General features: G+C 64.8%; 15 protein-coding genes. 5 read left to right on the plus strand and 10 right to left on the minus strand.

Annotated features, from left to right (window positions below; translation table 11 throughout):
* The first annotated feature begins 62 nt into the window (after positions 1-62).
* Genes dnaE through FHW64_RS01750 form a run of 3 tightly spaced genes read left to right on the plus strand, consistent with a single transcriptional unit; the run spans position 63 to position 4726 of the window.
* A complete protein-coding gene (dnaE, locus tag FHW64_RS01740; RefSeq protein WP_184522496.1) occupies positions 63-3563 on the plus strand; it encodes a DNA polymerase III subunit alpha in 3501 nt (1166 codons plus the stop codon).
* Positions 3564-3575: 12 nt separating this feature from the next.
* Positions 3576-4157, plus strand: coding sequence for a phosphatase PAP2 family protein (locus FHW64_RS01745; protein ID WP_184522498.1), 582 nt, complete (start codon positions 3576-3578; stop codon positions 4155-4157).
* Positions 4158-4159: 2 nt separating this feature from the next.
* A complete protein-coding gene (locus FHW64_RS01750) occupies positions 4160-4726 on the plus strand; it encodes a YbhB/YbcL family Raf kinase inhibitor-like protein (protein ID WP_311733263.1) in 567 nt (188 codons plus the stop codon).
* Between the two features lie 30 nt (positions 4727-4756).
* Here FHW64_RS01750 and tolA read toward each other — a convergent pair whose 3' ends face one another.
* The 10 genes from tolA to ribD are packed head-to-tail and all read right to left on the minus strand — an operon-like array spanning position 4757 to position 12650.
* Positions 4757-5731: a cell envelope integrity protein TolA gene (gene tolA, locus FHW64_RS01755; protein WP_184522500.1), complete on the minus strand. Its 975-nt coding sequence runs from the start codon at positions 5729-5731 to the stop codon at positions 4757-4759.
* Between the two features lie 3 nt (positions 5732-5734).
* The gene (locus FHW64_RS01760; RefSeq protein WP_184522501.1) at positions 5735-6172 is read right to left on the minus strand and encodes a biopolymer transporter ExbD; all 438 of its coding nucleotides are present in this window, start codon (positions 6170-6172) and stop codon (positions 5735-5737) included.
* Positions 6173-6188: 16 nt separating this feature from the next.
* Entirely contained in the window at positions 6189-6902 is a 714-nt protein-coding gene (gene tolQ / locus FHW64_RS01765; protein WP_184522503.1) for a protein TolQ, read from the minus strand.
* A complete protein-coding gene (ybgC, locus tag FHW64_RS01770; RefSeq protein ID WP_184522505.1) occupies positions 6899-7450 on the minus strand; it encodes a tol-pal system-associated acyl-CoA thioesterase in 552 nt (183 codons plus the stop codon). The genes tolQ and ybgC overlap by 4 nt, the downstream gene beginning before the upstream one ends.
* Positions 7447-8646, minus strand: a complete 1200-nt coding sequence (locus FHW64_RS01775) for a pyridoxal phosphate-dependent aminotransferase (RefSeq protein WP_184522507.1) — start codon at positions 8644-8646, stop codon at positions 7447-7449. Before FHW64_RS01775 ends, ybgC begins: the two co-directional genes overlap by 4 nt.
* Entirely contained in the window at positions 8643-9176 is a 534-nt protein-coding gene (nusB, locus tag FHW64_RS01780) for a transcription antitermination factor NusB (protein ID WP_184522508.1), read from the minus strand. The genes FHW64_RS01775 and nusB overlap by 4 nt, the downstream gene beginning before the upstream one ends.
* The gene (gene ribH / locus FHW64_RS01785) at positions 9173-9634 is read right to left on the minus strand and encodes a 6,7-dimethyl-8-ribityllumazine synthase (protein WP_184522510.1); all 462 of its coding nucleotides are present in this window, start codon (positions 9632-9634) and stop codon (positions 9173-9175) included. The genes nusB and ribH overlap by 4 nt, the downstream gene beginning before the upstream one ends.
* Before the next feature lie 28 nt (positions 9635-9662).
* The gene (gene ribBA / locus FHW64_RS01790) at positions 9663-10823 is read right to left on the minus strand and encodes a bifunctional 3,4-dihydroxy-2-butanone-4-phosphate synthase/GTP cyclohydrolase II (protein WP_184522513.1); all 1161 of its coding nucleotides are present in this window, start codon (positions 10821-10823) and stop codon (positions 9663-9665) included.
* Positions 10820-11473, minus strand: a complete 654-nt coding sequence (locus tag FHW64_RS01795; RefSeq protein WP_184522515.1) for a riboflavin synthase — start codon at positions 11471-11473, stop codon at positions 10820-10822. The genes ribBA and FHW64_RS01795 overlap by 4 nt, the downstream gene beginning before the upstream one ends.
* 46 nt (positions 11474-11519) lie before the next feature.
* Positions 11520-12650, minus strand: a complete 1131-nt coding sequence (ribD, locus tag FHW64_RS01800) for a bifunctional diaminohydroxyphosphoribosylaminopyrimidine deaminase/5-amino-6-(5-phosphoribosylamino)uracil reductase RibD (protein ID WP_260303603.1) — start codon at positions 12648-12650, stop codon at positions 11520-11522.
* Between the two features lie 188 nt (positions 12651-12838).
* On the opposite strand from ribD, the gene pilV reads away from it, so the two are divergent.
* A complete protein-coding gene (pilV, locus tag FHW64_RS01805; protein ID WP_260303604.1) occupies positions 12839-13435 on the plus strand; it encodes a type IV pilus modification protein PilV in 597 nt (198 codons plus the stop codon).
* Positions 13436-14383, plus strand: coding sequence for a PilW family protein (locus FHW64_RS01810; RefSeq protein WP_260303605.1), 948 nt, complete (start codon positions 13436-13438; stop codon positions 14381-14383). It abuts the gene before it with no gap.
* The last annotated feature ends 74 nt before the right edge of the window (positions 14384-14457 follow it).

Below are 14457 nucleotides of genomic sequence, written 5' to 3' on the forward strand. Positions count from 1 at the left end.
TCGCCAACGCAATAGGGTCAGCGAGATCACATCGTGAAGCCCTCGCTTTCTACAATCGCCGGATGTTTGTTCACCTGCGCCTGCACACCGAGTTCTCCGTCGTCGACGGCACCAACCGCATCGATGAAGTTGTCAAGGCGGCGGCCGCCGATCAACAGCCCGCGCTGGCGATCACCGACCTGAACAACCTGTTCGGTGGCGTCAAGTTCTACAAGGAAGCGCGGGGCAAGGGCGTCAAGCCGGTTTTGGGCGCCGAAGTGGTGGTCGAGGGGCTGGGGTCGGACCCCGCCGCGCTCACGCGCATCGTGCTGCTGGTGCAGAACAAGGAGGGCTACCTCAATCTCTCCGAGCTGCTCGCGCGTGCGTGGACGCAGAACGTTGGCCGCGGGCAGGCCCAGGCGGCGTGCAAGCTGGCGTGGATCAAGGAGCTGCAGGGCGGGCTGATCGCGCTGTCGGGTGCGCAGGCCGGGCCGCTGGGAGCGCCGCTGCTCCAAGGCAAGCGCGAGCGCGCGGCCGAGGTTGCGCTGGAGCTGGCGGGCATCTTTCCGCATCGCTTCTACATCGAACTGCAGCGGGCCGGCCGGCCGGACGACGAACCGCATGTGATCGCCGCCGTGCAGCTCGCTGCGCGACTCAAACTGCCGGTGGTCGCGACGCATCCGGTGCAGTTCGCGACGGCCGACGACTACGAGGCGCACGAGGCGCGCGTCTGCATCTCCGAAGGCGAGATCCTTGGCAACCCGCGGCGCATCCGCAAGTTCACCAAGGAGCAGTACTTCAAGTCTTCCGCGCAGATGGAGAAGCTCTTCGCCGACGTGCCGAGCGCCATCGCGAACACCGTCGAGATTGCCAAGCGCTGCAACCTGACGCTCGTGCTTGGCAAGCCGCAGCTGCCGAACTTCCCGACGCCCAACGGCATGCCGATCGAGGATTACTTCCGGCACGCCTCGCTCGAGGGCTTGGAGGAGCGTCTGGTGCACCTCTACCCCGATGTTGCGAAGCGCGATACCGAGCGTCCACGCTACGTGGAGCGGCTCGAATTCGAGATCAACACCATCCTGAAGATGGGGTTCCCCGGCTACTTCCTGATCGTGGGCGACTTCATCAACTGGGCCAAGAACAACGGCTGCCCGGTGGGGCCGGGCCGGGGCTCCGGGGCAGGTTCCCTGGTGGCCTACGCGCTGAAGATCACCGACCTCGATCCGCTCGAATACAAGCTGCTTTTCGAACGTTTCCTGAACCCGGAGCGGGTGTCGATGCCCGACTTCGACATCGACTTCTGCCAGGGCAACCGCGATCGCGTGATCGACTACGTGAAGGACAAGTACGGCCGCGACGCAGTGAGCCAGATCGCCACCTTCGGCACGATGGCGGCGCGTGCCGCCATCCGCGACGTGGGTCGTGTGATGGACATGAGCTACACCTTCTGCGACGGCATCAGCAAGCTGATCCCGAACAAGCCGGGCATGTCGGTCACGCTGCAATACCCGCCTTCGCCCAAGGTCGAAGGCGACAAGAACAACTACGCGATCGAGATGGAGCCGCAGCTCGCGGCGCGCATCGAGAAAGAGGAAGAAGTCCGCACCGTCGTCGAGATGGCGCAGAAGCTCGAAGGCATGACCCGCAATATCGGCATGCACGCCGGTGGTGTGCTGATCGCGCCGGGCAAGCTCACCGACTTCTGCCCGCTCTACCAGCAGCCGGGCAGCGATTCGGCGGTGAGCCAGTACGACAAGGACGACGTGGAAGCCGTCGGCCTGGTGAAGTTCGACTTCTTGGGGCTGGCAACACTCACCATTCTCGAGATCGCCAAGGAATTCATCGTCAAGCGCCACAAGGGGCAGGAGAACTTCGCGTTCGAGAACATCCCGCTCAACGACGCGCCGACCTACAGGCTCTTCGCCGAAGGCAAGACAGAAGCCGTGTTCCAGTTTGAATCGCGCGGCATGCAGGGCATGTTGAAGGACGCGCGGCCGACGCGGCTCGAAGACCTGATTGCGCTGAACGCGCTGTACCGCCCCGGTCCGATGGACCTGATCCCGAGCTTCGTCGCGCGCAAGCACGGACGCGAGACGGTGGAGTATCCGCACCCGATGGTGGCGGACATGCTCTCCGAGACCTACGGGATCATGGTCTACCAGGAACAGGTGATGCAGACCGCGCAGATCCTGGGCGGTTACTCGCTCGGCGGCGCCGACTTGCTGCGTCGCGCGATGGGAAAGAAGAAGGCCGAGGAGATGGCGGAGCACCGCCAGATCTTCCGCAAAGGTGCAGCGCAGAACGGCATCAACGAGGCGAAAGCCGACGAAATCTTCGACTTGATGGAGAAGTTCGCGGGCTACGGCTTCAACAAGTCGCACGCCGCCGCGTACTCCCTGCTGGCCTATCACACCGGCTGGCTCAAGGTGCACTACACGGCCGAGTTCTTCTGCGCCAACATGACCGTGGAAATGGACAACACCGACAAGCTGAAGGTGTTGTTCGAGGATGCGCAGAAGAACTTCGGCATCACCTTCGAGCCGCCGGATGTGAACCGCGGCAACTATCGCTTCGAGCCGGTCAATGACAAGGTCATCCGCTATGGCCTGGGTGCGGTCAAGGGAACCGGCCAACTCGCGGTCGAGGCGGTTGTTCGGGCGCGAGAGGAGGGCGGCCCGTTCAAGAGCCTGTTCGACTTCTGCGTTCGGGTGGACCGCCAGCGCATCAACAAGCGTACTGTCGAAGCGCTGATCAAGGCCGGCGCCTTCGATTCGCTGCAGCAGAACCGCGCATCACTGATCGCATCGCTGGATCGTGCCTTCGAGTTCGCATCGGCGACCGAGGCCAATGCGGCGCAGGTCGACATCTTCGGCGACAGCGAGCACGGCTCGGCGGCGCAGGAGCCCGACCTGATCGATGCGACGCCATGGGGTGTGAAAGAACGACTGACCTACGAGAAGACGGCGGTCGGCTTCTACCTGTCGGGGCATCTCTTCGACGAGGTCGAGCACGAAGTGCGCCGCTTCTGCAAGCGTGCGATCGACGACCTGATCGACAGCCGCGAGCAGCAGGTGATCGCCGGCATCGTGAGCGACTTCCGCGTCATCAACGGCCAGCGCGGGCGGCTGTGTATCTTCAAACTGGACGACAAGTCGGGCTCGATCGAGGCGACCGCCGACGAGGCGTTGTTCAACGCCAACCGCAATGTGCTCAAGGACGATGAACTCGTGATCGTGAGCGGCCGGCTGCAACCGGCGCGCGGCGGCTTCGAGGCCCGGTTCCAGGTCATGCAGGCATGGGACCTGGCGGCGGCGCGCTGCCGCTTTGGTAAATACCTGCGTGTGGCGGTCAACGGCAAGGCACCGGATATCGCGCGCCTCGTGAAGGAATTTCCGCCGCGCACCGAGCAAAGCGAACACGGCGAGCTGCTCCAGGGCCTGGGCGTGCGTCTGTCGATGGCCCGGAACGGCGCGCAGGTCGAGCTTCAACTCGGGGAGCGCGCGAAGTTCTTCCCGACCGATGCCGCGCTGGCGAGCTGGATGGCGCAGGCCGAGGCCGGCAAGGCAGCCGTCGTCTACGAGTAAGCGGACTCCCCGATGCTCGACACGCTGGACCGCCAGCTTTTCCTGTTGCTGAACGCACATGCCGATGCACCCCGCTGGTGGATCGGCTTGTGGACCTTTCTTGCCGTCCAGGCGCATTGGCTTCTGCTGGTGCTGCTGGCGGTCTACGTGCTGCGTCGAGGGAAGGCATCCCTCACACCGCTGCTGGCGGCAGTCATCGCGCTTGCATTGGGCGCGGTGGCCTGTGAGCTCATCGGCCACTTCTGGAACAGGCCGCGGCCATTTGTGCTCGGACTGGGTTTCCTGCATCTGCACCATGGGCCCAGTGCCTCGTTTCCGAGCAGCCACGCGACAGCCTACGGAGCCATTGCCTTCTCGTTCCTGCTGATGGCGGGCCATCGCGCCTTTGGCTGCATCCTGCTCGTGCTCGCCGTCCTGGTGGCTGTGGCGCGTGTGGTCGTCGGGGTGCACTACCCGATGGACGTCCTCTTCGGCCTCATCCTCGGCGGCCTTGCGGCGAGCGTTGCCCACTACGTGTTCGCGAGGGCTGGACGGCGGCATGCAACGCGCGGCATGATCGTGCCCCCGCAAACATCCGGGAAGGAGGAGCAATGACCATGCATACCAAGCTGCGTTCGGTTTCTCTCGCGACTGCGCTTGCCGCCTGCGCGACGCTTTCGCAAGCCGCCGGATTCGTCCTGACGAGCCCCAACATCAAGCCCGGCAGCACGCTGACGGATGCTCACGTGTTCAACGGCTTCGGCTGCTCCGGCAAGAACGTCTCCCCCGCATTGAAGTGGAGCGGAGCGCCCAACGGCACCAAGAGCTTCGCCGTGACCGCATACGACCCCGATGCGCCGACCGGTTCGGGCTGGTGGCACTGGGTGATCTACAACATTCCCGCCTCGGCCAACGAGATTCCCGAGGGCGCCGGCACCGCTGACGGCAAGGGATTGCCGGCCGGGAGCATGCAGGGGCGCACGGATTTCGGCGCGCCGGGTTTCGGTGGCGCTTGCCCGCCGGCAGGGGACAAGCCGCACCGGTACATCTTCACCGTGTACGCGCTGAAGACCGACAAGCTGGACATTCCGGCGGATGCCACTGCTGCGCTGGTCGGCTTCATGATCAATGCCAACAAGCTTGGGTCGGCGAGCTTCTCCGCGAAGTACGGGCGCGCGAAGTAACCCGGCTGCGCGCCAGCACGGCGGCCGGCGTCAGCCCTTCGGCTTGAGCGAGATGATCAGGCGCGCAGGCACCGTGCCGTCGATGTCGCGCGGCAGCTTCTCGGTCTTCTGCAATGCCCGCAACGCAGCTTGGTCCCAGCTGGAGTTGCCGCTCGATTTCGTGATCTGCGGTGTGCCGACGATCGTGCCGTCGGGTGCAAGGCGCACGTCGAATTCCGCCGACGGATTGCCGCTGACGAGATCGGCATCGGGGAACACCACGTTGGGCCGAACAGCCGCCTGGACTTTGCCCGCGTAGCTCCCCGACGGGCCGGAAGAACGCGCGGCCGTACCGGTGGAGTTTTCATTGCCGGTGCCGGCCAGCGCCTGCATCCGCTTGAGCGTCGCCGCGCGATCGGCAGCTGCCTGGGCGGCCTGCTTCGCATCGGCTTCCTTCTTCTTCGCGGCATCGGCCTGCTGCTTGGCTTCGGCTTCCTGCTTTCGCTTCTGATCGGCGAGCTTCTTCTGCTCGTCCTTCTTGCGCTCAGCTTCCTCCTCTTCGCGCTTGCGAGCCTCGGCTTCCTTCTTCTGCTGGTCAGCCTTCTTCTGGGCCTCGAGCTTCTTCTGCTGCTCGACGCGCTGCTGCTCCAGCTCGCGTTCCTTCTGTTCCTTGAGCTTCTTCTCGCGTTCGAGGGCGATGTCGGGCTGGCGCGGCGTAGGAGTCGGCTCAGGCGGCTTTGCAGCCTGGGGCGGCGGGGGAGGAGGTGGCGGCGGGGGGGCGGGCGTCGGGACCGGCGGGGGAGGCGTCGGCGTTGGCGGCGAGACAGCGCGGGGCGCGGCCTGCTGGACGGTCGACGACCACAGCTCGGCCTCGACGGCATCGTTCTCGGCCTCGCGGCGCCAGCTCACGCCCCATGTCAGCAGGGCGATCAGCAGCGCGTGCGCAAAGAGCGCCAGCAGCACGGCGCGCAGCGTGCCACGCTGCGGTGGTGGCGCAAATTCGGGGCGTTCCGCGGCGAGCGACATGCCTTACTTCGCGCCCGTGGTCTGCACCGAGAGCCCGACCCGCTCGATGCCGCTGCGCTTGAGCTGGTTCATCGCCTTGACCACGGTCTCGTACTTGACCGACTTGTCGGCGCTGATGACGACAGGGCGATCTGCATCGCCGCCTTGCGCGGTCTTGGCTGCCGAGCCGATCTGCGTCATCGGGATCGAGCTGCCGCCGCTTCCGGTGGATGGATCTTTCTTGATCTGCACTTCGTCATCGCTCTTGATGACGATCTCGATCGGCTTGTCGGGCTGCTTGTTGGCCTTGTCGACACTCGGCAGGTTGATCACGCTCGGCGTGATCAGCGGCGCGGTGACCATGAAGATGATCAGCAGCACCAGCATCACGTCGATGAACGGGACCATGTTGATCTCGTTGATCGTTCGGCGGCCGCGGCCGCGGGAGGACATGGCTGGCATGGTGTCGTGCTCCGCTTCAGCGGCCCGTCGCCGCGGCGACGGTCGCCGGATTCTGGTGGGCCGTCAGGTTGCGCTGGAGGATGTTCGAGAACTCTTCGATGAAGGTCTCGAGCGCGATCGCGATCTTGTCGATTTCGCGGGCAAACCGGTTGTAGGCGACCACGGCCGGGATGGCGGCAAACAGGCCGATCGCGGTGGCAACGAGCGCTTCGGCGATGCCGGGCGCGACGGTGGAGAGCGTCACTTGCGCCAGGGCGGCGAGACCGGTGAAGGCATGCATGATCCCCCAGACGGTGCCGAAAAGGCCGACGTACGGCGAGACCGATCCGACGGTGGCGAGGAAGGAGAGGTTCTGTTCGACCGCGTCGAGCTCGCGCTGGAAGCTCGCGCGCATCGCACGGCGGGAACCGTCGAGCAGCGTGCCGGGGTCGGACACATGACGCTCGCGCAGCTTCTGATATTCGCGCATGCCGGAGGCAAAGATGCGTTCCATGGGGCCGGCGAACTTCGCGTTCTGCGCGGCGGAAGAGAACAGCTCGTTCAGGCTCGTGCCCGACCAGAAGTCGCGCTCGAAGTCTTCATTGAGTGCGCGGGTGCGCTTGAGGGAAAAGAACTTGCGGAAGATGGCAGCCCAGCTCGCGACGGAAACGATGATGAGCAATGCCACCACCAACTGGACCGGAAGGCTGGCGTGCAGCAGCAGGGAAATGATCGAGAGGTCTTGATTCATGGCTTGAAAGGTTGAGACATGGAGCCGGCATGGCGCTCGAGGGTTCCCGAAACCTGACGCGGGATTCGTGCCGGCCGCAGCGTGTCGGCCTGGACCCAGCCGATGCGGATCGTGCCTTCGCACAGGAGCACCGCATTTTCCTCAGTGCTCGCACCGGTGGGCCGCTCTGATTTTGATAGCACGCGCTGGGCGATTATCAACGACGCGGAACCGATCTGCCGGAGTTCGGCTGTAACCAGCAGTTCATCGTCGAGGCGCGCGGGCCGGTGGTATTTGAGCTGCGTTTCGCTGACCACGAAGATGCCGCCGGTCTCTTCGCGCAGTCGTTGCTGCGCAATGCCCATCGAGCGCAACCATTCGGTGCGCGCGCGTTCCATGAACTTCAGGTAGTTGGCGTAGAACACGATGCCGCCTGCATCGGTGTCCTCCCAGTAGACCCGGATCGCGAGCGTGAAGCAGGCCCCCACGCTCGGCACTTGCGTGTCCTCGCTGCCCCCCGAGGGGGCGCGAGCTTGCTTGGGGCGGCCCGGCGCGGCGCTCACGCTCATGCGGTAATGGCCGCGTTCGCCCACACGCGCAGGCGGTCGATGGATTCTTCGAGGTGTGCCATCGAGCTGGCGGTAGAAAAGCGGACGAAGCGCGAGGTCTCGGCCGTGCCGAAATCCCGTCCCGGCGTGACTGCGACGTGCGCTTGCTTCATGGCCTCGAAAGCAAAGTCCCAGCTGCCGGAGATGCCAAGCCGCTCCGCCAAGCTGGAACAGTCGGCCCAGGCGTAGAAGGCGCCGTCGGGCATCACCGGCACGTCGAGGCCCAGCGCGTTGAGCTGCGGAATGAACCAGTCGCGGCGCGCCTTGAACTCGGCGCGGCGGCGCTCGTACTCGGCGATGCTGTCGGCCTCGAAGCAGGCGAGCGCAGCGTACTGCGACACCGTGCTTGCGCAGATGAACAGGTTCTGCGCCAGACGCTCGACGGCCGGTACCAGTGCTTCGGGCACGACGAGCCAGCCAAGACGCCAGCCGGTCATGTTGAAGTACTTGCTGAAGCTGTTGATGCTGATGACCTGGTCGTCGATCGCGAGCGCGGTCTGTCCGAAGGTGCTGTCGTAGGACAGGCCGAGATAGATCTCGTCGATCAACGTGATCCCACCGCGCTCCGACACGACTTCGTGGATGCGGCGAAGCTCGTCGGGCGCGATCGAGGTGCCGGTCGGGTTCGACGGCGACGCCAGCAGAACACCACGGGTGCGGTCGTTCCAGGCTGCTTCGACCTTGGCTGCGCTGAGCTGGAAGCGCTCGGCGGCGGTGGTCGGCACCAGCACCGCGCGGCCGTCCGCGGCGGTGACGAAATGGCGATTGCACGGGTAGCTCGGGTCCGGCAAGAGAATCTCGTCGCCCGAGTCGATCAGCGCAAGGCACGCGAGCTGCAATGCCGCCGAAGCGCCAGCCGTCACGACGATGCGGCGTGCCGGCACGTTGACGCCGAAGCGTTCTGCATACCAGCCGCTGATGCGCTCGCGCAGGCGATCCAGGCCGGTGGCGTGCGTGTACTGCGTGGCACCGGCGCGGACCGCCCGTATGGCGGCTTCCTGCACCAGCGGTGGCGCAGTGAAGTCGGGCTCGCCGATGTTCAGGAAGATCATCGGCCGATCGGTATGGGCCACTTCTCGCGCAAGTGCTGAAGCGGCCTTGGCGACCTCCATCACATAAAACGGCTCGATGCGCTCCGCGCGCCTCGAAATCCTCATGGCCGGGCCTTCCCGGACGCGCGGTCTGCTTCGACCTCGGCGGCGCGCAGCTTCGGCGCGAGGCCGTTGAGCACCGCGTTCACGTACTTGTGGCCGTCGGTACCGCCGAACTCCTTGGCGAGCTCGATGCACTCGTTGAGCACCACGCGCCACGGCACGTCGAGGCAATTCTGGAATTCGTACACGCCGATCCACATCACGGCGTGTTCGATCGGCGAGATCTCTTCGAGCTTGCGATCGAGCAGTGGAACGATCAGCGCATCGAGGCTTTCGGCGGCTTCGATGGAGCCGTGCAGCAGTGCGTCGTAATGCGCCGCATCAGCCTTGTGGAAGCCTGCGAGGTCACGCGTGAACTCGTCGATCGCGGTGGCGTCGTTGTGGCTGACCAGATGCTGGTAGAGCGCCTGAAGCGCGAATTCACGTGCACGGCTGCGATTGGACTTGGCAGAAGCCTTGCGGGCGCCGGTGCTCGTGAGGCCGGTGCGCGACTGGCGCGGCTTGCCGCCGGCGGCTTTGGTGTCGTCGGTCATTGGAAGCTCGCCAGCAGTCGCGCCATCTCAACCGCTACGCGTGCCGCATCGCGACCCTTTTCGGTCTGGCGCGCCACGGCCTGTTCGAGGTTCTCGGTCGTGAGGATCGCGTTGGCGATCGGAATACGGTAGTCGAGTGCCACGCGGCTCACGCAAGCGCCGGATTCGTTCGCCACCAGTTCGAAGTGGTACGTCTCGCCGCGGATGATGCAGCCCAGGGCGACCAGCGCGTGATAGCGGTTGCGCTCGGCCAGGCCCTGAAGCGCGACCGGCACTTCAAGCGCGCCCGGCACGTTCACGTGGTCGATGTCCGCATCGGCCACGCCGAGCGCCGCGAGTTCGTCGCGGCAGGCCTTGGCCAGCGCGTCGGTGATTTCCTCGTTGAAGCGCGCCTGCACGATGCCGATGCGCAATCCCTTGCCGTCGAGTTCGACACTGCCCTTGTTCGCGTGTTGCATCAGTCAGCCTGCCCTGCGTTGGAGTTTTTCATTGTTCGTCTTTGGTGATGTAGCCAGCGATCTCGAGCCCGAAACCGGCAGCCATGCTGGGCATGCGGCGAGGCGTGCCCATGAGGTTCATGCGATGCACACCGCACTCACGCAGGATCTGCGCGCCGATGCCGTAGCTGCGCAGGTCCATGCGCCCGCGTTCGGGGGCCTGCGCGGGACGGGCGGTGCCGTCGAATTGGGACAGCAACTCGGCGCCGGTTTCGCCGCAGTTCAGCAGCACGGCAACACCCTTGCCCTGCGCGGCGAGGTGGGACAGGCTGGAATCGAGGCTCCACGAGTGCAGGGCGCGATTGAGTTCGAGGGCGTCCAGCACCGACAACGGCTCGTGCACGCGCACGTCGACCGTGTCGTCGGGGCTCCACTTGCCGCGCACCAGCGCAAGGTGCACGCCGTTGCTCGGCTTGTCCTTGAAGGCGTGTGCGGTAAAGGGGCCCCATGCCGTCTGGATCTCGCGGCAGCCGACTTTCTCGACCAGCGATTCGGTCCGGCTGCGGTGCTCGATCAGCGCCGCGATCGTGCCGATCTTGATGCCATGCTCGGCCGCAAAGATCTGCAGGTCGGGCAAACGCGCCATCGTGCCGTCTTCATTCATGACCTCGCAGATCACCGCGGAGGGCGAACAGCCGGCCATCGAGGCGAGGTCGCAGCCGGCTTCGGTATGGCCGGCGCGCATCAGCACACCACCGTCCACGGCCTGCAGCGGAAAGATGTGGCCCGGCTGGACCAGATCGGCGGCCACTGCGTTGGGCGCAACTGCGGCCTGCACCGTGCGGGACCGATCGGCGGCCGAGATGCCCGTGGTGACGCCTTCGGCAGCCTCGATCGACACCGTGAACGCCGTCGAATGCTTGGCGCCGTTGCGCGCCACCATCGGCGGCAGGTTCAGCCGCTCGCACATTTCGCGCGAGAGGGTTAGGCAGATCAGCCCGCGTGCGTGGCGTGCCATGAAGTTGATCGCTTCGGGCGTGACATGGTCGGAGGCAAGGACGATGTCGCCTTCGTTCTCGCGGTCTTCTTCGTCGACCAGGATCACCATGCGGCCGGCGCGCAGCTCGGCGACGATTTCCTCGACCGATGAAATGGGTGCCGGTGCGCTGGCGCTGCGGGGCGATCCGATCGGCGTGACGGATGCGTTCATGGGGCTTTGTCTTTCTGCGGAGTTTGAATGGCGCCGGCCTGAAGCATGCGCTCCACGTAGCGCGCCACGGTGTCGATTTCGAGGTTCACACGGCTGCCGTCCTTGAGGCTGCCGAGGGCGGTGTTCTCGACCGTGTGGGGGATGAGGTTGATGCTGATCTCACTGCCGTCCGGCAGGTCGCTGACGCTGTTCACGGTGAGGCTGACGCCGTTGATTGTGATCGAGCCCTTGTAGGCGAGGAAGCGGGCGAGGGCTGGGGGAGCGAGCACGCGAAGCTCCCAGCTTTCGCCGACCGGCGCGAAGCGGGTGATCGTGCCGATGCCATCTACGTGCCCGGACACGATGTGACCGCCCAGGCGGTCCTGCGCGCGCAAAGCCTTTTCGAGATTGACCGTCGTGGCTTCCTCGGAAAGACCGGCGGTCTTGTCGAGCGACTCCGCGGAAATGTCGATGGTGAATTGCTGGCCGGGCAGATCGAGCGAGGTGACCGTCATGCACGCGCCATTGAGCGCGATGCTGTCACCGAGCCCCACGTCGTCGAGATAGCCGTCGGGCACCGCGATGCTGAGCCGCTTGCCGTGGGAAGAAGAGCTGCCGAGGTCGTGGACGGCGGCGATGCGCCCCACGCCGGTAATGATTCCGGTGAACATCCCGGCATTTTCGCAGAGATGCGAGCCCCGGGCGTCCGCGGGTTCGCTAGAAGGCGTCCCGGCCTGAAATCCGGGCCAGGATTCTCAAGTCGGGTCCCAGACGATCCAGGCTACGGAATTCGAGCGGAAGGGCGCCGGCCAGCGTGCTGAGTGGGCCATCGGCGAAAGGCTGGTTCGCCATCCCGATCCCCTCGCCGATGAATTTGGGTGCAAGGTACAGCAGCAACTCGTCGCCCCAGCCTTCCCGGAGCAGTGATCCGTTGAGCTTGTGGCCAGCCTCGACATGGAGTTCGTTCACTTCGCGCGCGGCGAGATCGCGCAACAGGGCGCCGAGGTCGACCTTGCCGTCCGCATTGGCCATCACCGTGATGGTGGCGCCCCGCGCTTCCAGTGCGCTGGCCTTGGCTTCATCGCGGTGGGCCGCGTAGATCCAGACCTTGCGCTCGGGAATGTCGAAGATCCTGGCGGAGGCAGGCGTCTGCAGATGACTATCGACCACGACCAGATGGGGCTGGCGCGGGGTCTGAACCAGGCGGACGTCCAGGCGAGGGTCGTCCTCGATCAGCGTTCCGACGCCGGTCAGCACGGCACTTGCCCTGGCTCGCCATGCATGACCATCGGTGCGCGCGGCCTCGGAGGTGATCCATTGGCTCACGCCATTCGTGAGGGCGGTCTTCCCGTCAAGCGACGCCGCGATCTTGAGGCGCACCCAGGGCGTCTTGCGAATCATCCGGCTGAAGAAGCCGATGTTCAGCTCCCGCGTTTCATCGGCGCCGGGGCCCACTACGACTTCGATGCCAGCGGCGCGAAGGCGCTCGAAGCCTTGGCCGCCGACCAAGGGGTTGGGGTCCGAGACCGAAGCCACGACACGGCGGACACCGGCATTGATCAAGGCATCGCAGCACGGCGCAGTGCGACCGTGGTGTGAGCAGGGCTCCAAAGTCACATACGCGGTGGCGCCTGCCAGCGAGTGCCCGTGCGCCGCAGCTTCCCGCATCGCCATGACCTCCGCGTGCGGACCGCCGGCTTGCTGGGTATGGCCCACACCAAGAACATGGCCCGAAGCATCCGTCAGCACGCAGCCAACGCGGGGGTTGGGATCGGTGAGGTATCGCCCGTCGATTGCCAGTTGCTGCGCGGCAGCGATGTGTTGCGCATCGGCATCTAGAGAAGGCATGGAAGCAACCATGTAATCGAACTGTGTAGTGATCTGCGAGCCGCTGGAAGACTCTTGCGAAACATCGCGAGCGAATCATACGAGCGGTAGCGAAACGAGGATGAACGGCAAGAGACCGTCACTAGACTTCGCCCGTCGAGCGCGAGGGCTTCCTTGCAAGCATCGACATTCAGGGAAGGTAAAAGAATATGGCGTCATACAAACGCCGGGCCGCAGGCTTTTCGCTTGTCGAAGTGCTTGTCTCGATCGTCATCCTCAGTCTTGGACTGCTGGGCGCGATGGGCATGCTGATGACTTCGGTGAGAAGCACGAGCGAGTCCGGGTCATTCACCGCGGCAGTCAGTCTGGCGCGGGAGCTGTCGGAAAAGGCGCGCATCAACAAGAACGTTGCTGCGCGGAACCCCGCGGTCTTCAGCAGCGCGACCAATCCCTATCTGGTCGAGCTGAAAGGCACGGATGCCGATCCTGTCGCGCCCAAGGGGTGCGTCGGGTTGACCGGTGATTGCGGTCCGTCGGACATCGCGGCCTGGGACATTCACGACTGGACGATTCGTGTCAGGGAGACGCTTCCCGAGGCCCACGTCGTCGTGTGCTTTGACGACGTCATGGTGGGCGCCGACGATAACTACGCGTGGAACTGCGAGGGCGAAGGGCGAACTCTCGTGGTCAAGATGGGCTGGATCCCTCGAATGGGAAGCGAGAAGGAGATGCAAGACGATCGGCCGCCGCGCGTCGTCATGCAACTCGTCCCTGGACACGACTACGACGCGTCGGAGGCGATCTAGATGGCACTCCGACCGCGACAGCGCGGCCTCACACTGATCGAACTGATGATCGCCCTGGCGATCGGCTTGGTCATCGTGCTTGCCGCTTCGTCTGCTTTTCTCGGGGCGAGGAAGCTGTTCACCAACGATACCGACGTGCGGAGCGTGCAGGACACGGTTCGCTTCACACGCCATGTGGCTCAGCGCCTCATTCGTCAGGCGGGGTATTCAGACTACGCGCCTGATCATCAGCCGGATGGAGCAAGCGTCGTTGCCAGCGGCGTGGCGCTCTCGGGCAACTCCAAAGGTCCTTTCGACCTCAGTCTGGCGGGCGCCAGCAACACCACGGTGAGTAAGACCCTCGCCGAATTCGGCTCGACCGACTCGGATAGGGTCCACGGGAGTGATTCGCTGATGGTGCGTTTCTTCGGCCGCAGCAACGTCGATGGCAGCGACGCGGACGGCACGATGCACGACTGCTTTGGCGTGGCCCAGACGGGGCCGGCGACCTTCAATGACCGCGCGTGGAACATCCTGTACGTGGATATCGCGACTGACGGGCATCCCGAGCTCTACTGCAAGCGCAGGGCGGGCAATGGAACCGTCGATGTAAAGGAACTGGCGCGCGGCGTCGAATTGCTCAAGGTCGTCTATGGCTTTGACGCCAACGACGACAGCGTTCCCGACACCTGGCTGGAAGCCAAGGAGATCGAGGCAAAGGCAGCGACGGCAGGGACGGATGCGTATGTCCAGTGGCTCAATGTCGTTGCCGTGCGAGTGGGCATGGTGGTCCGCAGCAATCGTCCCAACGCCGAGTGGAAGCAGGTTGGTGATGCCGCGAACTACAAGCTGTTCCCGTTGGGACGCGATTTCCCCGGCATCGTTTTCGAGCCGCCGGACGACGGCCGCTTTCGTGCCGTGTCGACGTTCACCGTGATGCTTCGCAACGTGCAGAGGGACCCCGCATGAGTTCGTCCTTCAAGAACCGCGATGCACCGCATCGACAGACGGGTTTTTCGCTGATCGCCGTGTTGCTGTTGCTG

The sequence above is a fragment of the Variovorax sp. Sphag1AA genome (genome assembly GCF_014192575.1).
In the GTDB taxonomy this organism is placed as follows: Bacteria; Pseudomonadota; Gammaproteobacteria; order Burkholderiales; family Burkholderiaceae_C; genus Variovorax.